We start from the raw sequence: 21,881 nt of genomic DNA on the forward strand, positions 1-21,881 counted from the left end.
CAATTCGCCGCGCTTGCTCCCTACAATGGCCCCCCAATTGGCCTTTGAGGACACAGTATGCATCCCCGCTTTGCCAAGCCATTCGAGACCCTTTCCGCCCCGCTCCAGGCCGCCCTGCTGCCCATGCTGGGGGACGATTTCCAGGCCCGTTTCACCCCGGACCAGGTCGCGACCCTGAAAGCCGCCACCGGGCTGGATGACAGGGCCCTGCGTCTGGCCTTGCTGCCGCTGGCGGCCGCCTGCTCGGTGGCCCCCATCTCCAGGTTCTTCGTCGGCGCCATCGCCTGCGGCCTGAGCGGCACCTGGTACTTTGGCGCCAACATGGAGTTCGCGGGCCAGGGGCTGTTCCACTCGGTCCACGCCGAGCAGTCCGCCATCTCCAACGCCTGGCTGGGTGGCGAGACCGGGATCTCCGAGATCACCGTGAACTACACCCCCTGCGGCCACTGCCGCCAGTTCATGAACGAGCTGAGCACCGCCAAGACCCTGAAGGTCTCCCTACCGGACGATCTCAGCGAGCTGCAATCCTTCCTGCCCCACTCCTTCGGCCCCGCCGATCTCGAGATCACCGATGCCCTGATGAGCCCCCAGGCTCACGACGAGCTGGTGCTCGAGAGCGACGACCCCCTGTGGCAGGCTGCGCTCGCCGCCGCCCGCCAGAGCTATGCCCCCTACAGCCAGGGCTATGCCGCGGTGGCGCTGCAGTTCGAGGACGGGCGCATCTTCTGCGGCCGCTATGCCGAGAACGCCGCCTTCAACCCGAGCCTGCCGCCGATGCAGATGGCCTGCGCCCACGCGGTGCTGGGTGGCGAGGATCTCGCCACCGTGCGCCGCGCCGTTCTGCTGGAGAGCAAGGATGGCCAGATCAGCCAGAGGGATTCGGCCCAGTCCACCCTGAAGGCGCTGGGTTCAGTCGAGCTTGAGTACAAAGCCGTCTGACCCCGGCATCCGCCAACGGGAAGGGGAGCTGCGGCTCCCCTTCTTGCTCTCTGCGGCTCTCATCCTTGCCCCTTTCTCTGCGCCTCTGGCGCCGTGCATCAGATGCCCCCCTGCCCCATGTGAGGGCGGTCTCCCTCCGATGACCTTATTGGCAGACCTCCTCTGCGGTGGCGAGAAGCCCAGGTTAAGGGGCCAAGACCCCACCCCGCCCCTTGCGACCCCCGTGTGTGACCCCAAGATGCATTTGCCAAGCCACTGGGATCCCGCCTTTCCATGGATTTTGCAAATACCTTTCCCTGCCGTTCCCCCGACGCGGGGCGGTATGGCGGTGGCGGGAAGCCCAGGTTAAGGGGCCAATACCCCGTCCCCGCCCCTGGCGGCCCCCGTGTGTGACCCCAAGATGCATTTGCCAAGCCACTGGGATCCCGCCTCTCCATGGATTTTGCAAATACCTTTCCCTGCCTGTTCCCCCGACGCGGGGCGGTATGGCGGCAGCGGGAAACGTCGGGGAAGGGGTCAATGCCCCGCCCCCGCCCCCGCCCCTGGCGGCCCCCGTGTGTGACCCCAAGATGCATTCGCCCAGCCACTGGGATCACCCCTCTCCATGGATTTTGCAAATACCTTTCCCTGCCGTTCCCTCGACGCGGGGCGGTATGGCGGCGGGAAGCATCGGAGAAGGGGTCAATGCCCCAGCCCCGCCCCCTGTCGGCTGCTTCCCCCTGAAATACAGCGGGGGAGCCACTGGCTCCCCCGACTGTCATTGATGTGGCCCATATGGCGGCACCAGCCCCTGTCAGGACTCCCACAGGATGCGCTGGCTGCCGGACCAGCGCTCGCCGATGTCCGCGTATTTTTGTTCCAGCAGGTGGCGGCGGATCTTCATGGTGGGGGTCAGCACCCCGTTCTCGATGTTCCAGGGGCTCTTGACCACCAGGATGCCCCGCAGGCGAGCGTGGGATTCCAGCTTGTCGTTGACCCGATTGAGGGCAGCCTCCAGCTGGGCCTCCACCCCGGCCTTGTCCCCCTTCATGGCGCTCTCGGCGAGCTGCACCAGGGCGACCGGCTGCGGCATGCCGTAGCCGATGACGCAGAGCTGCTCGATGATGGGCTCCTGCCCGAGCATCCCCTCGATGGGCACCGGGGCCACGTACTTGCCCTTGGCGGTCTTGAAGACGTCCTTCATGCGACCGGTGATGGTGAGGTAACCCTCCCTGTCCAGCTTGCCCATGTCACCGGTGTGCAGCCAGCCGTCGGCGTCGATGGCCTCTGCACTGTGCTCGGGATCCTTGTAGTAGCCCACCATCATGCCGTCGCAGCGACAGAGGATCTCCCCCTCGTCGGAGATCTTGATGGTCACCCCGGGCCCGGCCTTGCCGACGGTGCCTATCTTGTCCGCCCGGAACGGGTAGTTGAGGGTGGAGTAGGCGTGGTTCTCGGTCATGCCCCATGCCTCGGTGATCTCGAGGCCGATGCTGTGGTACCACTCCAGCAGCGCCGGGGCCACCGGCGCCGAGCCGCAGCCCAGCACCCGCGCCTGATCCAGCCCCAGCCCCTTTTGCAGCTTGCTCTTGATGAGGCTGGAGACGAGGGGGATCTTGAGCAGCAGCGCCAGCTTTTTCTGGGGCAGCTTCTCGTGGATCTTGATGCGGAACATGGCCCAGAGCCGCGGCACCGAGATGAAGACGGTGGGACGGCAGCGCTTGACGTCCTCGATGAAGGTGTCGAGGGACTCGGGGAAGGCGATGGTGGCACCGCTGAACAGGCTGCCGCCGTAGATGTAGACCCGCTCGGTGATGTGGGCAAGGGGCAGGTAGGAGAAGCCGCGATCCTCGGCGGTGAGGGAGACCGCCTCCACCAGCTTCTCGCAGGACCAGGCGTAGCGCTCCACGCTCAGCATGGCCCCCTTGGGCTTGCCGGTGCTGCCGGAGGTGTAGACCAGGCTCAGCAGGGCATCCGGCGCCTGCACCGGGCTGTCCGGGATGGGGTCGTATTGCGCCAGCAGATCGTCCCACTGGTGGGCGGCCGGCATGGTGTCGTAAGGCAGAGCGATACGCAGCAGATCCCCGGGCACCCCCGCCTCCTGGCTCTTCCAGTCGTCCAGCTTGCCGACGAAGATCGCCCTGGTTTCGCTGTGGCGCAGCACGTATTCGATGGTGTCGACGTTGGCGGTGGGGTAGATGGGCACGCTCACGTATCCCCCCATCTGCATCGCCAGATCGGCGATGAACCACTGGGCGCAGTTCTTGGAGAGCAGGGCCACCTTGTCACCGGGCACCAGGCCCAGGGCGCGCAGTGCCGTCACCATGCGCCGCGCCTCGTCGGCAACCTCACCCCAGGTGAAGTCGACGTATTCGCGGTGGATGGTCTGACGCAGGTAGATTCGGTCGGGACACTGCCGCTCCCAGTGATAGAGCATCTCGAGCGGCAGTCTGGTGGCAATGCGTGAGGTGGAGGCCATGGTTTAATCCCTGAAACAAAAGGCGAGCCTCATTATTAACCTTTTGATAACACTCAGGGAAGCAGATTACTTAAACTTGTGTTTGAACTGCGAATGGGATCAAGCTTCCGCCTGGGCCTGCAGACGCTTCCACATCTCCTGCACCAGCACCTCGTCCTGCTCGGAGAGCTCACCCTGCAAGATGGCCTCGTTCAGGCTGCGCAGCACATAGCTCTTGACGTCCCGCACCAGGGTCTTGCCCTCCAGCTCGGCGCGCGCCACCGCAAGGGAGATGTGCCCTCGCAGATAGCCACCCGCAAACAGCTCGTCTTCGCTGGCCGTGGCGACCATGGCGTCGATCAGTCCCAACAACTTGTGTTCAAAATCGTGAATCGTCATTTAACGCAGCCTCATTTCCGGGGTTGCCGGCAAAAAATTCGGGGAGTGGAACCGCGATCCGGTTGATCGCGGCTCTCTGGCGCCAGGCCAGCCGCATCCTTGATGTCCTATTCCGGGTTGGCCACCGGGTAGATGACCTGATCCTTGTATCCCGTGGTTATGCGCAGATAACCACTCAACGACCGGTTCAGTGCCGGATCGTCGGTGTCCACCAGCAGCGGACGGCCTTCTAGCGCCGCCAGCTTGGCTTTGGTGGCGAGCACCTGGATATGCTCGCGCCCGACGGCCCGGATCACGTCTGGACTCAATTGCTGATTTCCGCGCCCGAACAGATGTCCCTGACCGCCGATCAGGGTGATGATCAGACGGCAGCGACGGCCGCGGATCCGGGTCAGGATCTCGGCGGCGCTGAGATCCTGCCCGATAAGTTGGCCATTTTCCACCAGATCCACACCGAGCAAGGTATTTTCCAGACCCAGCTCACCCATGCAGGCGGCCACCGTGCTCCCCGACCCCATCAGGTAGAGGGTATCGGGCTCCATCTGCTCCACCACACCGGCGGCAAGATCGGCGAGCACCAGCTCCTCGGACTCCCGCCCCCCCTGCTTGACCGCCTGCACGTAGCGCAGATCCCCGGGCACCAGCAGCTGCCCGTAGTGGCGGGCGCGCACCTTGCCGGCGCGAAACGCCTCCTCGTCGATGTCCATCACCTCCGCATCCACCAGGCTCAGGAGCTCCCCTGCGATCATTCTGGCCGCCACCCGGCCGCTTGCCGCCGGCGTCACCCCGTAGACCCCGGAGTGGATTTTGCACCCCGCCGGGATGCCGAGCACATGGCAGGACTCCCCCACCGCCGCGCAGATGTCACGGGCGGTGCCATCGCCACCGGCGAAGAGCAGCAGATCCACCCCGGCATCGCGCAGGGCCAGGGCGGCGGCCCGGGTATCCTCGGCGCTCGTCTGCGCCCCGGCAGGCCGATGGACGATGCGATGGGGCAGCCCGAGCTCTGCGGCAAGCGTCTCCCCCATCTCACCGGCCACCGTCAGCAGCTCGAATGACGTGGTCAGCTCGCACAGGGGCAACAGGGCCTGGCGGGCCCGCTCCCGGGCCTTGGGGACGGCCCCGCGCGCCAGCGCCTCGGCGACCATACCGTCACTGCCCTTGAGACCGACGGCCCCGCCGATGCCGGCGACGGGGTTGATGATGAGCCCTAATCGAAACATGTTTCCCTCCTGTTGGATCGCCGCCATTTTTATCTTTTCCCGCCACTGGGACAAGCCATGACCCCCTGCTAAAATGCGCGGCTTCTACCTCAATCACTGTTCAACCAAGGTTCAATCATGCTGGAATGGATTGCTGACCCCTCCGCCTGGGTCGCGCTCGCCACCCTGACCCTGCTCGAGATCGTGCTCGGCATCGACAACATCATTTTCATCTCCATCCTGGTGGGTCGCCTGCCGGAAGCCCAGCGCCAGAAAGCGCGCATCCTGGGGCTGGGGCTCGCCATGGGCACCCGCATCCTGCTGCTGCTCTCCCTGGCCTGGGTGATGCGCCTCACCGAGCCCCTCTTCACCGTGCTGGGGGAAGCCATCTCGGGACGGGATCTCATCCTGCTGGTGGGGGGTCTGTTCCTCATCGCCAAGAGCACCCACGAGATCCACCAGAGCCTGGAAGGGGCCGCCGAAGAGGCGGGTGTGGTGAGCAAGACCGCGGGCTTCCTGTCCACCCTGGTGCAGATCGCCATCCTCGACATCATCTTCAGCCTGGACTCCGTCATCACCGCCGTGGGCATGGCGGATCATGTCCCTGTCATGGTGCTGGCCATCATCATCGCCGTCGGCGTCATGATGTTTGCCGCCAAGGCCATCGGCGACTTCGTCGATACCCACCCCACCATCAAGATGCTGGCCCTCTCCTTCCTTATCCTGGTCGGGGTGGCGCTGATGGCCGAAGGGCTGGATCTGCACATTCCCAAGGGTTACATCTACTTCGCCATGGCCTTCTCGCTGGTGGTGGAGATGATCAACATCCGCCTGCGCGGCCACCAGGAGCGGGCCAAGTAAACCGCGACCTGCCGAGAGATGGCCAAACAAAAAGCGCGACGCAGGGTCGCGCTTTTTTATTGCCCCGCCAACGGGGCGCCTTGGGCTCAGAGGGCGTTGCGAGCGGCCACGGCGTCCGCCAGGTTGCGCAGCAGCACCTCGGTATCGGCCCAGCCGATGCAGGCGTCGGTGATGCTCTGGCCGAAGGTGAGCTCGCACCCGTCCACCAGATCCTGACGCCCTTCCACCAGGTGACTCTCCACCATGACGCCGAACACCGCCTTGCTGCCGGCACGCAGCTGACCGGCCACGTCCTCGGCCACCAGCATCTGGTTCTTGAACTGCTTGCTGCTGTTGGCGTGGCTGAAGTCGATCATCACTTTCTGGGGCAGACCCGCCTTGTCCAGACCACTCACCACCTCATCCACGTGACGGGCGCTGTAGTTGGGCTCGCGGCCACCGCGCAGGATGATGTGACAGTCCGGGTTGCCAGCGGTCGAGACGATGGCGGAGTGGCCGTACTTGGTCACCGACAGGAAGTGATGCGGGGCGCTGGCGGCGCCGATGGCGTCGATGGCCACCTTGATGGTGCCGTCGGTGCCGTTCTTGAAGCCCACCGGGCAGGAGAGACCGGAGGCCAGCTCGCGGTGTACCTGGGATTCGGTGGTACGGGCACCGATGGCACCCCAGCTCATCAGATCCGCCACGTATTGCGGGGTGATCATGTCGAGGAACTCGGAGGCGGTCGGCAGCCCCATGTCGTTGAGATCCAGCAAGAGCTTGCGACCCAGGCGCAGGCCGTCATTGATCTGGCAGCTGTTGTCGAGGTAGGGATCGTTGATCAGCCCCTTCCAGCCCACTGTGGTACGGGGTTTTTCGAAGTAGACCCGCATCACGATCTCCAGCTGATCTTTCAGCTCGTCGCGCAGCACCTTGAGGCGTTTGCCGTATTCCAGGGCGGCGACCGGATCGTGGATGGAGCAGGGGCCGATCACCACCAGCAGGCGATCATCGTCGCCGGCCAGGATGTTGTGGATGGCCTGACGGGATTCAAACACGGTGGCCGAGGCGGTGTCGGTCGCCGGAAACTTCTCAAGCACCGCAACCGGGGGCAATAACTCTTTGATTTCACTGATACGAACGTCGTCGGTTTGATGCTGCATGACCAAGTTTCCTGCTAGATGACTGCGATAAAGAGATCTCAATCTAGCCCTGTGCCGGGTCGGTGTAAATAGAAAATTACATTCTTCGACAAGGAATTTTATTATCGCACCTTGCAAGTTTGCATAATGCTGCTAGGAGGCATGAAAAAAGCGGGGGCAGAGATGAAAAGGCCCGCACGAAGCGGGCCGAAAGGGCTCAGGCCTGACTGACGCTGGCCAGCTTGTCGAAGTAGTCCGGGAAGGTCTTGGAGGTGCAACCCGGATCATTGATGGTGACCGGCGTATCGGAGAGTGCCACCAGGGAGAAGCACATGGCGATGCGGTGATCGTTGTAGGTGTCGATGGCCGCGTGTTTGAGCTGTGCGGGCGGGATCACGGTGATGAAGTCGTGCCCCTCCTCCACTTCCACGCCCAGCTTGCGCAGCTCGGTCGCCATGGCGTGCAGGCGGTCGGTCTCCTTCACCCGCCAGTTGTAGATGTTGCGGATAGTGGTGGTGCCCTCAGCAAACAGCGCCGTGGTGGCGATGGTCATGGCCGCATCCGGGATGTGGTTCATGTCCATGTCGATGCCGTGCAACGGCCCCTGCTCGGCCTCGATGAAGTCATCGCCCCAGGTGATGCGGGCCCCCATCTTCTCCAGTACGTCGGCGAAGTGGATGTCCCCCTGGATGCTGTGCTTGCCGATGCCGGTAACCCGCACCTTGCCCTTGATGGCGCCCGCCGCGAGGAAGTAGGAGGCGCTGGAGGCATCCCCTTCCACCAGGAAGTCCCCCGGGCTGACATAGGTCTGGTTGCCCTTGATGTAGAACACCTTGTAGTCGTCGTGCTCGATGACCACCCCGAACTGCTTCATGATGTGCAGGGTGATGTCGATGTAGGGCTTGGAGACCAGCTCCCCCTTGATGTGGATGCGGGTGTCGCCGGCCGCCATGGGGGCCGCCATCAAAAACGCCGTCAGGAACTGGCTGGAGACGGAGCCGTCGATGTGGACATCGCCACCCCAGAGCCCCTTGGCATCCACCACCAGAGGCGGATAGCCATCTTTCTTCAGGTACTGGATGTGGGCACCCGCTTCGCGCAGGGCATCCACCAGGTGGCCGATGGGGCGCTCTTCCATGCGCGGCTCGCCGCCCAGGGTGTACTCGCCGGAGCCCAGGCACAGGGCGGCGCACAGGGGGCGCATGGCAGTACCGGCATTGCCGAGGAACAGGTTGACCGGTGCCGAGACCGCGAAGCTGCGACCCAGACCGTGCACGGTGCACTCGGTCTTGTCGGCGGAGAGCTTGTACTTGACGCCGAGCTGGGTCAGCGCCGCCAGCATGTGGCGGATGTCATCGCTGTCGAGCAGGTTGGTCAGCCGGGTGGTGCCCCGGGCCAGGGCCGCCAGCAGCAGGGCCCGGTTAGAGACACTCTTGGAGCCGGGCAGATTGACCACCCCGGCCACGCTAGAAATGGGTTCCAAACGCAACGAATTCATAGACTTCCTGTTCGATCTCAATTAAATCACCTGACCGGACGTTAACAGCCCGCGTCCCCCGCGGCAAGTTCGACAGTGGCACGACCGCGGGAGAGGGCGGCCTGGGTCAGGATGGGTCTGAAAAACAGACGCCGGGGAGTCCCCGGCGTCTGGCAATGGGGAGACACGCCTCAACCGTGGCGTTTGGCAAAGTCATCCATAAAGCTGACCAGGGCCTTGACCCCTTCCAGGGGCATGGCGTTGTAGAGGCTGGCGCGCATGCCACCGACGATGCGGTGTCCCTTGAGGGCCAGCAGACCGGCCGCTTCCGACTCCGCCAGGAACAGCTTGTCCAGGGCCTCGTTCTTCAGCTGGAAGGGCACGTTCATGCGGGAGCGGCAGGCCACATCCACCTTGTTGCCATAGAAGTTCGACTGATCGAGGTAGCCGTAGAGGAAGTCGGCCTTCTCCTTGTTGCGTGCTTCCATCGCCGCCAGGCCACCCTGCTCCTTGAGCCACTCGAACACCAGACCGGCCAGATACCAGGCGTAGGTGGGGGGCGTGTTGAACATGGAGTCGTTCTTGGCGGTGAGCTGGTAGTCGAAGATAGACGGCACATCGGCGCGGGCCTGGTTCAGCAGGTCGTCGCGCACGATGGCGATGGCCAGACCAGAGGGGCCGATGTTCTTCTGGGCACCGGCGTAGAGGATGCCGAAGCGGCTCACGTCGAGGGGACGGGAGAGGATGGTGGAGGAGAGATCCGCCACCAGGGGCACATCGCCGGTGGCCGGGATGTCGAACATCTCGATGCCATCGATGGTTTCGTTCGGGCAGTAGTGCACATAGGCGGCATCGGCGCGAAACGCCGGCGTCGGCAGCAGGTGGGAGACCCCCTGCTCGTTCTTGGCCACCCCCTGGAAGGTCTGGATGTCACCGTATTTCTGGGCTTCATCCACGGCGCTCTGGGCCCAGACGCCGGTCACCAGGTAATCCGCCTTCTTGTTGGCGCCACCCAGCAGGTTCATGGGCACGGCGGAGAACTGGCCGCGGCCACCGCCGTGCATGAAGAGCACCTTGTAGTTGTCCGGCACCGCCAGCAGGTCGCGCAGGTCCGCTTCGGCCTTCTCGGCGACCGCCATATAGGGCTTGCCGCGATGGGAAAGCTCCATGACCGAGGCTCCCAGCCCCTGGAAATTACAAAATTCGCGCTGGGCGCGCTCCATGACTTCAACCGGCAACATGGCAGGGCCGGCGCAGAAGTTGTAAATCTGTTTGCTCATGACGCTTTCCGTGAATGGATGTGTGTGATCGGTGACTCGAACGTTTTTACACGACAGCCCCCGTGGGGGCAAAGGCTTTTTGGGATCCAGCGCAACCTTTTGCCCCGGCGCCACCGGGCACCCATCAGACAAAAGCCCTGAACGGGCCAGGGCTTGCAGAGAATATGCATGGAAACGGGGGCGAGACAGCACGGACGGCTTTGTTCGCCCCTTTGTGGCAAATTTACAGCTTGGCGGTGAGCTCCGGCAGCAGGGTGAAGAGATCCCCCACCAGACCGTAGTCCGCCACCTGGAAGATGGGGGCCTCCGCGTCCTTGTTGATGGCGACGATCACCTTGGACTCCTTCATCCCCGCCAGATGCTGGATGGCCCCCGAGATGCCCACCGCGATGTAGAGCTCGGGGGCCACCACCTTGCCGGTCTGCCCCACCTGCAGGTCGTTGGAGACATAACCCGCATCCACGGCGGCCCGCGATGCCCCGACGGCAGCCCCCAGCTTGTCCGCCAGGGCGTCGATGAGGGCAAAGTGCTCTTTCGAGCCGAGTGCCCGCCCGCCGGAGACCACCACCCGGGCCGCCCCGAGCTCGGGTCTGGCGGAGCGCACCGCACGCCGCTCGATGAGCCGGGTACGGCAGCGCACCTCGGCCACCGGCAGCGATTCCATCACGGCACGCTCCTCCCCGGACCCGGCCTTGGCGAACGCGGTAGGCCGCACGGTGAGCACCTTGACGGGGGCGCTGCTCGCCACCCGGGCGATGGCGTTGCCCGCATAGATGGGACGCAGGAAAGTGTCGGGCCCCTCGATGCCGGTCACCTCGGCGATCATCTCCACCCCGAGCCTGGCCGCCACTCGCGGCAGCAGATCCTTGCCCTGGCTGCTGGCCGCCATCAGGCAGTGCTGGTAGTCCCTGGCCACCTCGGCGAGCAGTCTGTCGACCCCGTCGTTGAGCCCCTCCGCCAGCATGGGATGTTCTGCCAGCAGCACCCGGTTTACCCCCGTGAGGGCGGCGGCCTGCTTCCCCGCCTCCGTCAGCCCCTGCCCCAGCAGCAAGAGGTGCACCTCGCCCCCCAGGCGCCCCGCCGCCGTGACCAGCTGGGCCAGGTTGTCGGCGATCCGCCCCTGATGATGTTCCGCAATCACAAGTACGCTCATGGCAACACCTTCATGTCATCCATTGATCCCTTGCTCCCCGGGGCCGCTGCCCCATGCATGGCGCTCACGCCTGCGGGAGGCATCCCTCTCATGCCCCTGCCCATCAGAGCACCTGGGCTTCGTGCTTGAGCTTGTCCAGCAGCTCGTCCACCGAGCCCACCCTGATGCCGGCGCTGCGCACCGGCGGCGCCATCACCCCGAGCTGCCGTGTCTGGTCGGCCGGCACCACCCCGAGGGCGGCGAACGGCTGGCTCTCCAGCGGCTTGCGCTTGGCCTTCATGATGTTGGGGAGGGAGGCGAAGCGCGGCTCGTTGAGGCGCAAGTCCACGGTCATCACGGCGGGCAGCGCCATGCCGAGGGTCTCGAGGCCACCGTCTATCTCGCGGGTCACCTGCAATTCCCCCTCCACCAGCCTGATGGCGGAGGCGAAGGTGGCAAGCGGCCAGTCATTGAGGGCGGCGAGCATCTGCCCCACCTGGTTGTTGTCGGAATCGATGGACTGTTTGCCGAGCAGCACCAGATCGGGCTGCTCCTGCCCGCACACCGTTTGCAGGGCCCGGGCCACGGTGAGCGGAGTCAGGGTCTCGTCGGTAACATAGTGCAGCGCCCGATCCGCCCCCAGCGCCAGGGCATGGCGCAACTGCTCGGCCGCCGCCTCGGGGCCGAAGGTCACCACCACCAGCTCGGATGCCACGCCGGCTTCCCGCAGCCTGACCCCCTCCTCCACCGCGATTTCACAAAACGGGTTGATGCCCATCTTCACATTGGCGAGCTCCACATCGGAGCCATCCCCCTTGACCCGGATCCTGACGTTGTAATCAACGACCCGTTTGACTGCGACCAGCAGCTTCATGGCGGTCATCCCTCATACCTGTTGTGTGGGTCCACCTTGTCGTCACTCACTTTTCTGCCGACAAAGTGGTTTACGTTTACGTAAACTACCAGCACTACCCTAGGCCAAGTCGAGCACAGAGGCAAGATGGAACGCGAAGCAATGGAATTTGATGTCGTCATCGTGGGTGGCGGCCCGGCAGGCCTGAGCGCCGCCATCGCATTGAAGCAGCAGGCCCCGGCCCTCTCGGTCTGCCTGCTGGAGAAGGGGGCCGAGATCGGCGCCCACCTGATCTCCGGCGCCCTGCTCGATCCCGTCGCCCTCAGGGAGCTGCTGCCAGAGAGCTGGCAGGAGGCCCCCCTCGGCGTGCCGGTGACGGATGATCAGGTCCATCTGCTGCAAAGCGACAGCCGCTCCCTGCAGCTGCCCCACTGGGCGGTGCCACCCCGCATGCACAACGACGGCAGCCACATCATCAGCCTCGGCACCCTCTGCCGCTGGCTCGGCAAGCAGGCCGAGGCCCTCGGTGTCGAGATCTACCCGGGCTTTGCTGCCAGCACCCTCATCGTGGAGGAGGGCCGGGTGCGCGGGGTGGTGACCGGTGATCTTGGTCTCGACAAGGAGGGCAACCCCAAGCCGGATCACGTGCCCGGCATGGCCCTGTATGGGCGCTATACCCTGTTTGCCGAAGGGGCGCGCGGCCACCTCGGCAAACAGCTGATCGCCCGATTCCATCTGGAAAATACCGCCCAGCCGCAGCATTACGCCATCGGCTTCAAGGAGGTGTGGCAGGTGCCAGCGGGACAATCCCATCCTGGGCGGGTGCTCCATGGCAGCGGCTGGCCCCTTGGGGAGGGAAAGGGCAACAAGAGTCAGGGGGGCTTCTATCTCTATCATCTGGCCCAGGATCAGGTGGCGGTCGGCCTTATCGTCGATCTCAACTACCAGAATCCCTGGCTCAGCCCCTTTGACGAATTCCAGCGTCTCAAGCACCACCCCCTCATCGCGGCAACGTTGCAGGGGGGCGAGCGCATCAGCTACGGCGCGCGGGCCATCACCAAGGGGGGCTGGCACTCATTGCCGCGCATGCACTTTCCCGGCGGTCTGCTCATCGGTTGTGACGCGGGCACCCTGGACTTCTCCCGCATCAAGGGGATCCACACTGCCATGAAGTCCGGCATGGTGGCGGCCGCGACGGTCGCCATGGCACTGCGAGGAGGGGATGAAGGGGGACGGGATCTGGCCGAGTTTCAGGACGCGCTGCTGCAAAGCTGGCTGACCCGGGAACTGAAGAGGGCCCGCAACGTCGGGGCCGCCCTGCACCGCTTCGGCCCCTGGCTCGGCGGCGCCTTCAACTGGCTGGAGCAGCGACTCTTTGCCTTGACCTCTCCTTTTACTCTGCTGGACAAGGAGCCGGATTACCGCCAGCTGCGCCTGGCCAGCCGTTGCCAGCCCATCGACTACCCCAAACCCGACGGCAAGCTCAGCTTCGACAAGCTCTCTTCCGTCTATCTGGCCAGCACCAGCCACGACGAGGATCAACCCTGTCACCTGACCCTTCAGGACGCGCGCATTCCGGTCGAGGTCAACCTGCCCACCTGGGCCGAACCCGCCCAGCGCTACTGCCCGGCGGGGGTGTTCGAGATCCTTGATGGGGATACCCGGCCAAGGCTGCAGATCAACGCCGCCAACTGCATTCACTGCAAAACCTGCGACATCAAGGATCCCAGCCAGAATATCGTCTGGACGCCGCCCCAGGGCGGCTCGGGCCCCAACTATCCCAATCTGTAACAGGCTTGCCCACGCACACCAGAGCAGATAACAAGGAGACGCAGCCCCGGAACACCGCCCGGAGACCGTTTCCTGCGCTTGGCCGGGGGCTGTCGCAGGGCGACCAGCAACCCGCCATTCCCGCCGGTGAGCCCGGGCCCTCCCCCACACCAGGGCGAACAAAGAAGGCGACGCCGGGATCGCCCGCATCGGGGTCGCCACGGCTGATCCGACCTCGCCGATTTTTTGAGCGAACAGGCTGAACCCCTGATGAATAGGCCCTGACAAGCGGGTCCCGCCCCTGTATAGTTCGCCGCATTCAGGTTGTCCATCGGCCTCGTTATGCTATTTCATGGGATCGCTTTCCGTGCGATCTAAGGCCGCATGAACCTGTGCAACCATCCCTGATTACCCATGACTTCTTAAGGGGGGACAGATGATCACCGCCTACATTCTCAACAACAAGGTGCTGGACATAGTCACGCTCGGGCCGGATGACATCGTTCCCGACAACACCGTCTGGCTGGATGCCTACAGGCCGGACACTGCGGAGCGAGAATGGTTGACGGGCCTGTTCCTGGAGGAGGTGCCGGACAAGGAGGAGCTCGATGACATCGAGGCATCCGCCCGCTTCTACTGGGACACCGACGGTCTGCACATCCACTCCCTGTTTCCCCAGCGCATCGGTCGCGACACCAAGGGTGTGCACGTCTCTTTTACCCTGCGCAACAACCTGCTGATCAGCATTCGCGAGGATGACATCGGCCTGGTGCGTTTGCTGCGCCACTACATGCGTCAGGACAGACTGGAGGTCGAAGATGCCCTCGACATCCTGCTGGAGGTGCAGAACCTCAAGGTGGAGTACCTCTCAGACCTGATCGAGGATGGGTACAAGACCCTGGAGAACACCGCCGATCAGATCTTCGAGCCGGACCAGATCAACCCCATGCTCAAGGAGCTGATGGCCCAGGAAGAGGCCAACGGCCAGATCCGTCTCTCCCTGCACGATACCCGCCGCGCCCTGCGCTTTCTCAAACGCAGCCTGCGCCAGCGCATGACGGGGGAGCAGAACAAGTGGATCGACGAGATGCTGCACGACGTGGAATCCCTGCTGCCCCATACCCAGTTCCTGTTCGACAAGATCAACTTCCAGCTGGAGGCCTCCATGGGGGTGACCAATCTGGAGCAGAACAAGGTGATCAAGATCTTCTCGGTAGCCGCGGTCATCTTCCTGCCGCCGACCCTTATCGCCAGCATCTACGGCATGAACTTTGGCCGCATGCCGGAGCTCGCCTGGGAATACGGCTATCCCCTCTCCCTGGTGCTGATGGTGATGTCATCGCTGGGCACCGGTCTCTTCTTCAAGCGAAAAGGCTGGCTGTGACGCCGGAACCCGGCAACTAAAGACTGCGGATTGGGGGGCATGACCCCCCGATTAATTCCCGGCCGTTGCCGGCCTTGTAATGGCCTGCCCTGTGCCCCATATCCCCTTCATCACTCGCACTGCATGAATGGATACCGGGCCACCATGACCCTCTACCCCGAACACCGTTACGACGATCACGGCCAGTTGCGCCCCCCGCTCTGGTTCTGGCCCATCGCCCTCTTGCTGACCCGCTCGGTCTGGCTGTTTCTGATGGCGGGGGTCACCCGGGAGAGTGGCAGCGCCACCCTGACCCTCTTCTACCCGGACAAGCTCACCCTCTATATCAGCCTGCTGACGGACGTGCCCGCCATGCTGGCGCTGCTCGCCTGCGGCGGCACCCATCGCCAGACCCACAGTGCCAGAGCCTGGCTCAGACGCCACAGTCCCTTGCTGCTGCTCTGCTCTGCCGTCAGTGGCCTGCTGATGCAACTGCACAGCCTCAATCTGCAGCAGTGGTCGTTCAACTGGCCCACCGCCCTGGTGCTCATCGCCAGCCTCTGGGCGCTCTGGTATCTGCTGAGAAGCCGCCAGTTGCGGGATTATGCTCTGGATCAGCCCCACTGACAGGCTGGTTCACTGGCGCGTGACCCGGATCTGCAGAGTCTGGCGTTCGCTGCCGCTGGCCCCGCCCATGCCTGATGGATTGGCGATCGCGGCCTCCCGGCTGCCTTGGGTTGTGGAAAGCTCCCCCACCGTCAGCCACTGGCCCGGGGCGCCGCTCACCTCGGTGGCACTCTGGCCGGTGTGTATGTTGCCTCGCTCCACTCTTGCCTGTTCACTGCTGAGGGCCACCTGCACCCTGTCCCCTATCAGGGTCGCGGTGGCGTAGAGACCGTTCATCAGCGGCATCATGCCCACCACCCTTCCCCCCTGCCACTGGTAAAAGGTGACCGGCTGATAGGACCCCATCTGCAACAACACGGGCCGTCCGGAGAGGCCACGCACCTGCCAGTTGTCACTCTGGCTGCGTTCATAGTGCCGGGCATCCCCCTCCAGCAGCCACTGCCGTTTGGCATCCAGGCCCAGCCCCACTCCGGCCTGCTGACGGCTGGAGGCGCCATCCACCCGCCACTCGATGAGCAGGCTTTGGGGCGGCTGGTTCACTTGCGCCAGGGTACGCTCGGCCTCCTGCAACTGGGCGGGGGTTCCGCTCAGTACCAGCTGGTTGCCCATGGCGCTCACCCCGAGATCCGGGTAGATCTCCTTGAGCGTCTGCACCGCGGCATCCGCCTCGAATACCGGTATGACCTTCACTTCGGCCCTCAGGGGCAATGCCAGCAACAGGCAGCACCCCAGCCCCCAATACCCTGATCCAGCGCGCATCTTCTCCTCCCGGCGTTCACCGCCACCCTCTCGCTTCCTGCCATCATGGTCCATGGCGCCCCGATTGCAACGGGCCTAGTATGCAACCCCACACAGAGGCACCTGATAAAGACTCGTTAAGATACCAATAAATACAAATAAAAATGGTTATCATTTGTTGTCACAACAAAAACCCTCGGATACAATTCGGACTCATTTTTTCGAGTCAGCCTCTGATGAAGCCAGAATCCGTCGCATCCACCCCTGCCGCCATCCACCTTGCGCTGCTCATCAACATGCTCTCCATGGGCTGCATGATGATGGTGATGCCCCTTGGCCCGGAACTGGTAACCCGCCTGGGGATGCTGCCGGAGCAGACAGGTTACTTCAGCGGCGGCGCCACCCTGGGAGCCGCCCTGCTGGGCCTCCTGGCCGCCCCCTGGCTCGATCGGGTCAACCGCAAACCCGCCCTGCTGGTACTGCTGGTCCTGCGCTTCCTGCTCTTGATGGCTTGCGCCCTGGCCGAGGATAGCCAGACCCTGCTGCTGCTCTTTATCCTATCCGGCTGCGTCGCCGGCCCCCTTGGGGCCATCCTGATGGCGGCGGTGCTGGATCTGGTACCGCCCGCCGAGCGGGGCCGCCGTCTCGCCTACGTGGGCATGGCGTTTTCCCTGGCCGCCATTCTGATCGTGCCCGCGGCCCTCGTGCTGGCCCAGTGGTCTGGCTGGCAGAGCCCCTTCCTCTTGTTTGGTGCTGGCGGCCTGCTGCTGGCCCTGCTGTGTGCCATCTGGCTGCCGTCCCTGCCGGTCAACCGGGCCCCGGCAGGCCAGGGGATGCGCCAGTTGCTGGGGTCACCGCTCTGCCAGGGAGCCCTCTTCATCCTCTGCCTGCAGATGTTCGGCCACTTCCTGCTCATTCCGCACTTTGCCAACTACTTCCAGTTCAACCTGGGTTTCCCGCGCGAGCAGATCGCCAGCCTCTATCTGTGCGGCGGCCTTGCCAGCATGGCCACCATGCGCCTGTGCGGCGGCTGGATCGATCAGGGCCGCGCCCAGGGCGCCATCCTGCTCACCAGCCTGGCCCTGGCCCTGATCACCCTGGTGGGCTTTGCCTTGCCGGCAGGCCTGCCTCTCTATCTGCTGTTCACCCTCTTCATGGCCCTGAGCTCCGCCCGTGCCAGCACCACCCTCGCGGTCACGGCGGCCATTCCGGCCCCCCATCAGCGCGCCGCCTTCATGTCTTTCCAGGGCTCGGTCACCAATGTGGCGGCGGGCCTAGGCAGCCTGTTCTCCGCCAGATATCTGGTCTCCGACGAGGGGGGCGCCCTGCACGGTTTCCCCACCCTGGCCTGGATCAACATTGCGTGCACCCTGGTGGCCTGCGCCGGTGTCTGGTTCCTCATCCGGGGCCTGAAGAGCACAAGAGATAACAATAATCCTGCCTCTGGCACCGCCAGACAAGGAAGTCAGTGAGCACCGGATCAGAAGAATCCGGACCCCATAACCTCAGTTATATCCATGGAGTTTTTGACAATGCAGTTGCAGCACGGCCTCTTTAAACTGAACCCCATTCTGCTCTCCCTTGGTCTGCTGGCCGCACCGGGCCTGGCCCAGGCCGAGTCCGTCAAGGCCAACGAGACGGTGGTGGTCACCGCCACCCAGACCAAGCACACCGAGCTGACCGCCCCGGCCAGCGTCTCCGTGGTCACCCGCGCCGATCTGGACAAGATGAACGTCAACAACATCGGCGATGCCCTCAAGCACGTGCCCGGTGTCAACATCATCGGCACCAACCCCACGGGTCGCAACGAGATCAAGATCCGCGGCATGGGCGGTGACTACACCCTGCTGCTGGTCAACGGCAAGCGGGTCAACGCCCGCGAGACCCTGGGCAGCTCCTTTGGCAACGACTTCGACTTAAGCTCCATCCCCATGGCCGCCATCGAGCGCATCGAGGTGATCCGCGGTCCCGTCTCCTCCCTGTACGGGGCCGATGCCCTCGGCGGCGTGGTCAACGTGATCCTGCGCCAGGCCAAGGAGAACACCGAAGCGGCCGTCGGCTACACCCACACCATGCCCACCAAGGGGGATGGCGGGGATGCCAACCAGGGTAGCGCCTTCGTCTCCGGCGCCCTGATCGACAACAAGCTGCTGGGCAGCGTGGTGGTGGAAGGCTATCAGCGGGATCGCTGGAAGAGCGAGCAGTCCAACAACCCGGATGCCGACGCCCTGGAGAAACGGGAAGTGGTCAACGTGCTCTCCAGCCTGAAGTGGCTGGTGGCCGACAACCAGGACATCGACTTCGATCTGGGTTACAACCAGAACGACATGGACAGCTACTTCAACAACGTGCCCCGTGCCCCGACCGCACCGGCTACCCCCCACAACGTGCAGAAACTCGATCGCCTGAGCCTGGGGCTGACCCACAACGGCCATTGGGAACACTTCGACAGCCGCGCTCGTTACTACTTCGAGCAGACCGATCTGATGGATGACTCCCAGCTCAACGGTGGCGCCGCCGACATCACCCAGACCAACAACACGGTGGATGGCCAGTTGAGCGGCTACCTCGGGGATCACCTGCTGACCTCGGGTGCAGAGTTCCGCAAGACCGAGCTGGAGCACAGCCGCAGCATCCAGAACGGCAGCGTGGATGCGAGCCAGAGCGCCCTCTACCTGCAAGACGAGTTCGGCTTTGGGGATCTGGCCCTGACGCTCTCCGGCCGTCTGGATCACCACGAGACCTATGGCAACGAGTTCAGCCCCCGTGCCTACGCCCTCTACTCCCTGAGTGACGAGTGGGTGATCAAGGGGGGCGCCGGCAAGGCGTTCAAGGCCCCGACCCTGGCCCAGTCCAGCGAAGGGTTCGCCACCACCGCCTGCCGCGGCGCCTGCAAGGTGATAGGCAACCCGGATCTGAAGCCGGAAACCTCCGTCAGCTACGAGCTTGGCACCGCCTACAACGCCGATCGCTTCGGCGCAGGGGTGACCGGCTTCCACAACGAGATCGAGGATCTGATCCAGAGCGATCAGTGGGGCCCGGGCTACCGTCCGACCGTCATGACCTACCTCAACGTCAAGAAGGCCCGCATCAAGGGGCTGGAGCTGACCGGCTGGTTCGACGTGCTGGACAACGTGCAGCTGACCGGCAACCTGACCCTTCTGGACTCCGAAGACAAGAGCACGGGTGACGATCTGGCCAAGACCCCGGATCACACCGGCAACATCGGCCTGGACTGGAAGGCGAGCGACGTGGTCAGCGCCAACCTGGCCTGGCAGTATGTCGGCAGCCAGCTGATCAAGGTGCCGGCCCGCAACGCCCAGGCATTCACCTCCAAGCACTACCAGACCCTGGACGTGAACACCAAGTGGACCGTCACGCCGGCCCTGGACTTCAAGCTCGGCATCACCAACCTCACCAACACCCAGCGTGACGAGGTGGCGACCGACGCCGACTTCATCCTGGAAGGTCGCACCGTCTACGCAGGGGTCGATTACAAGCTGTAATCCATCCTGTCTGCGGGAGCCCCGGTCGCGGGGCTCCCTTTTTGCGTTTCTGCCTCCCCGAATTCAAGGAGTCATTGAGTGCTCAGATACCAAGCTCGGCTGTTCTGGCTCGGCGTGCTGCTCCTCTTCCTGCTGATTTGTCTGTCACTGGCCACCGGGGCCGGTGTCTATGGTGGCCGCGAGGTCGCTGGTTTCCTGATGGGCGATCCCGCCTTCGTGGCCGATGAAAAGCTCGCCATGATAGTCCATACCCTGCGCCTGCCCCGTACCCTGGCAGCCCTGGTGGTGGGGGCATCACTCTCCCTGGCGGCCTCCATGCTGCAAAGTGCCACCCGCAACCCTCTGGCCGAACCCGGCCTGCTCGGGGTCAATGCCGGCGCCGTCTTTGCTCTGGTGATCGGCCTCACCTGGTTTGGCGTCGAATCCGCCTACGGGTATCTGCTCTGGTCCGGCATGGGGGCCCTGCTCGGCAACCTCATCGTGCTGGGCCTCGGCCTCATGGTGGGGCGCTCCAACCCCCTCAAGCTCATCCTGGTAGGGGTCGCCCTCTCCGCCACCTTCGGCGGTCTTTCCAACTTCCTGCTGCTCTCCAACCGGGTGGTGCTGGAGCAGTTCCGCTTCTGGAACTTAGGGTCCCTTGCCGCCTCCAGTCTGGAAGCGGTACTCACCGTGGTCCCCTTCGCCCTGGCCGCCCTGCTGCTGACACTGGCGCTCTGTCGCCCTCTCACCCTGATGCAGATGGGGGATAACCAGTCCAGGGCCCTCGGCATCCGCCCCACCCGGGTGCGGATCGGCGTGCTCCTGGCCGCAACGCTCTTCACCGCCTGCGCCATCGCCATCGCTGGTCCCATCGGCTTTGTCGGCTTCCTCGCCGCCTACTGCGCCCGCCTGGTGGAGCCGGTTCGCCTCGCCATCCAGGTGCGCTTCTCCGCCCTGTTCGGGGTGCTCTTTCTGCTCGGAGCCGATGTGCTGGCCCGCTGGCTAATCCAGCCCTACGAGCTGCCCAACGGCGTCATTCTGGCGCTCATCGGGGCGCCCGTGCTCATCCTGGTGGTGCGCAGCGGCGGCTTCCGCTCCCTGCTGGCCGTCAAATAAGGTGCCACGCCCATGAAGAACTCTCTCTCACTCCCGAGCGGCACCCTCTGCCTTCGCCTTGGCAGCCACACCCTGTTGCTGCACCGCCGCGCCTGGCTCATCACCCTGGGGCTCCTGCTCGCCCTCACCCTGCTCTCCCTGCTGGCCCTCACCCTGGGTTCCGGCAAGATCACCATGATGGGGGTGATCCAGACCCTGCTCGGGGAGGGAAGCCGACTCGATCAGGTAACCGTCTTCAAGATCCGACTGCCGCGCCTGTTGGCGGTGCTGGTGGCCGGCGCCGCCATGGGACTCTCGGGCTGCCTGGTGCAGACCCTGGTGCGAAACCGCCTCGCCACCCCGGACATGATAGGGGTCAACGAGGGGGCATCCCTTGCCATCATCATCTTCTCCCTCTATCTGACGCTGGGCACCTGGCCCTGGTGGGCCGCGCCGTTCGGCGCCCTGTTTGCCGCCGCCGTGCTCTATGCCCTGTGCAACAAGCCCGGGGAGCAGGGCTACCTGTTCGTGGTGATCGGCATCGGGGTCTCCGAGCTGATGAACGCCCTCGGCCAGTTCGTCATGTCCACCCAGTCCCTGGTGCACCTCACCAGCCTTTATCTGTGGAACATGGGCAACTTCGTCGGTCAGGGCTATGGCACCCTGCTACCGGTGAGCCTGCTGCTCCTGCTCATCTGTCCCTGGACCGTCTGTCTCTCCCGCTCCCTCGGCGTGCTGCGCCTGGGACCGGTGACGGCCAGCACCCTCGGGGTCAACGTGAACCGGGTCCAGCTCGGGGTGCTGGCCCAGGCCATCATCGTCGCAGCCCTTGGCACCGCCATCGGCGGCCCCGTGGTCTTCATTGCCATGGCGGCCCCCATCCTTGCCTCCTGGCTCAGCCGGGATCGCATCGTGCCGCTCTGGATTGCCGCCCTGTGCGGCGCCCTGATGCTGCTCGCAAGCGACACCCTGGTGCGGGTGCTGGCCAGCCCCCACGAGGTGGCCACCGGCATCATGACCCGCATTCTCGGCGGCCTGCTGCTGCTCTTCATCCTGCTCAAAGATCGCCAGAAGGCCGACTGACCATGGCATTCATCCATTT

The 21,881-nt window shown here is 64.3% G+C and carries 18 protein-coding genes; 9 read left to right on the top strand and 9 right to left on the bottom strand.

All coding sequences use genetic code 11. The annotated features are described in order from the left end of the window. Positions 1-57 precede the first annotated feature (57 nt). A complete protein-coding gene (gene cdd, locus OKB81_RS00865) occupies positions 58-939 on the top strand; it encodes a cytidine deaminase (protein WP_010674459.1) in 882 nt (293 codons plus the stop codon). Positions 940-1,732: 793 nt separating this feature from the next. Here the strand turns inward: cdd and OKB81_RS00870 are convergent. From OKB81_RS00870 to OKB81_RS00880, 3 genes are all read right to left on the bottom strand, one after another. Beyond that, positions 1,733-3,397, bottom strand: coding sequence for an AMP-binding protein (locus OKB81_RS00870; protein WP_270666106.1), 1,665 nt, complete (start codon positions 3,395-3,397; stop codon positions 1,733-1,735). Positions 3,398-3,496: 99 nt separating this feature from the next. Beyond that, positions 3,497-3,775: a YfcL family protein gene (locus OKB81_RS00875; protein WP_010674457.1), complete on the bottom strand. Its 279-nt coding sequence runs from the start codon at positions 3,773-3,775 to the stop codon at positions 3,497-3,499. Positions 3,776-3,882: 107 nt separating this feature from the next. Continuing rightward, the gene (locus OKB81_RS00880) at positions 3,883-4,998 is read right to left on the bottom strand and encodes an ATP-NAD kinase family protein (RefSeq protein ID WP_010674456.1); all 1,116 of its coding nucleotides are present in this window, start codon (positions 4,996-4,998) and stop codon (positions 3,883-3,885) included. A 117-nt stretch (positions 4,999-5,115) separates the two neighbouring features. On the opposite strand from OKB81_RS00880, the gene OKB81_RS00885 reads away from it, so the two are divergent. After that, positions 5,116-5,838, top strand: coding sequence for a TerC family protein (locus OKB81_RS00885; RefSeq protein ID WP_010674455.1), 723 nt, complete (start codon positions 5,116-5,118; stop codon positions 5,836-5,838). 86 nt (positions 5,839-5,924) lie between these two features. Here OKB81_RS00885 and aroG read toward each other — a convergent pair whose 3' ends face one another. The 5 genes from aroG to OKB81_RS00910 form a co-directional block, all read right to left on the bottom strand. Beyond that, positions 5,925-6,980, bottom strand: coding sequence for a 3-deoxy-7-phosphoheptulonate synthase AroG (gene aroG, locus OKB81_RS00890; RefSeq protein ID WP_041212942.1), 1,056 nt, complete (start codon positions 6,978-6,980; stop codon positions 5,925-5,927). Between the two features lie 196 nt (positions 6,981-7,176). Next, the gene (aroA, locus tag OKB81_RS00895; RefSeq protein WP_049636217.1) at positions 7,177-8,457 is read right to left on the bottom strand and encodes a 3-phosphoshikimate 1-carboxyvinyltransferase; all 1,281 of its coding nucleotides are present in this window, start codon (positions 8,455-8,457) and stop codon (positions 7,177-7,179) included. A 170-nt stretch (positions 8,458-8,627) separates the two neighbouring features. Further along, entirely contained in the window at positions 8,628-9,716 is a 1,089-nt protein-coding gene (gene serC / locus OKB81_RS00900) for a 3-phosphoserine/phosphohydroxythreonine transaminase (protein ID WP_113724858.1), read from the bottom strand. A 223-nt stretch (positions 9,717-9,939) separates the two neighbouring features. Continuing rightward, positions 9,940-10,869, bottom strand: coding sequence for an electron transfer flavoprotein subunit alpha/FixB family protein (locus OKB81_RS00905; RefSeq protein WP_119197721.1), 930 nt, complete (start codon positions 10,867-10,869; stop codon positions 9,940-9,942). 103 nt (positions 10,870-10,972) lie between these two features. After that, entirely contained in the window at positions 10,973-11,722 is a 750-nt protein-coding gene (locus OKB81_RS00910; protein WP_270805093.1) for an electron transfer flavoprotein subunit beta/FixA family protein, read from the bottom strand. Positions 11,723-11,848: 126 nt separating this feature from the next. Between OKB81_RS00910 and OKB81_RS00915 the strand changes: the two genes are divergently transcribed. The 3 genes from OKB81_RS00915 to OKB81_RS00925 all read left to right on the top strand — a co-directional run bounded on the left by OKB81_RS00915 (position 11,849) and on the right by OKB81_RS00925 (position 15,461). Then, positions 11,849-13,492 carry an electron transfer flavoprotein-ubiquinone oxidoreductase gene (locus OKB81_RS00915; RefSeq protein ID WP_042863730.1) on the top strand — a complete coding sequence of 548 codons (1,644 nt, stop codon included), beginning with the start codon at positions 11,849-11,851 and terminating at the stop codon, positions 13,490-13,492. Positions 13,493-13,907: 415 nt separating this feature from the next. Continuing rightward, positions 13,908-14,855: a magnesium/cobalt transporter CorA gene (gene corA, locus OKB81_RS00920; RefSeq protein ID WP_270666112.1), complete on the top strand. Its 948-nt coding sequence runs from the start codon at positions 13,908-13,910 to the stop codon at positions 14,853-14,855. Positions 14,856-14,999: 144 nt separating this feature from the next. After that, positions 15,000-15,461, top strand: a complete 462-nt coding sequence (locus OKB81_RS00925) for a DUF2919 domain-containing protein (RefSeq protein WP_270674396.1) — start codon at positions 15,000-15,002, stop codon at positions 15,459-15,461. A gap of 9 nt (positions 15,462-15,470) precedes the next feature. Here the strand turns inward: OKB81_RS00925 and OKB81_RS00930 are convergent, their stop codons facing one another. Beyond that, entirely contained in the window at positions 15,471-16,220 is a 750-nt protein-coding gene (locus tag OKB81_RS00930) for a hypothetical protein (protein ID WP_103259986.1), read from the bottom strand. Between the two features lie 215 nt (positions 16,221-16,435). On the opposite strand from OKB81_RS00930, the gene OKB81_RS00935 reads away from it, so the two are divergent. The 4 genes from OKB81_RS00935 (at position 16,436) to OKB81_RS00950 (ending at position 21,862) form a co-directional block, all read left to right on the top strand. After that, positions 16,436-17,671, top strand: coding sequence for an MFS transporter (locus OKB81_RS00935; protein WP_103259985.1), 1,236 nt, complete (start codon positions 16,436-16,438; stop codon positions 17,669-17,671). A 60-nt stretch (positions 17,672-17,731) separates the two neighbouring features. Continuing rightward, positions 17,732-19,705: a siderophore amonabactin TonB-dependent receptor gene (locus OKB81_RS00940; RefSeq protein ID WP_270674398.1), complete on the top strand. Its 1,974-nt coding sequence runs from the start codon at positions 17,732-17,734 to the stop codon at positions 19,703-19,705. Positions 19,706-19,783: 78 nt separating this feature from the next. Further along, on the top strand, positions 19,784-20,800 hold the full coding sequence (locus OKB81_RS00945) for an amonabactin ABC transporter permease subunit 2 (protein WP_270674400.1): 1,017 nt from the start codon (positions 19,784-19,786) through the stop codon (positions 20,798-20,800). Positions 20,801-20,812: 12 nt separating this feature from the next. Then, positions 20,813-21,862 carry an amonabactin ABC transporter permease subunit 1 gene (locus OKB81_RS00950; RefSeq protein WP_160836930.1) on the top strand — a complete coding sequence of 350 codons (1,050 nt, stop codon included), beginning with the start codon at positions 20,813-20,815 and terminating at the stop codon, positions 21,860-21,862. The last annotated feature ends 19 nt before the right edge of the window (positions 21,863-21,881 follow it).

It is taken from the genome of Aeromonas sp. QDB56 (assembly GCF_027705505.1).
GTDB classification, from domain to species: domain Bacteria; phylum Pseudomonadota; class Gammaproteobacteria; order Enterobacterales; family Aeromonadaceae; genus Aeromonas; species Aeromonas caviae.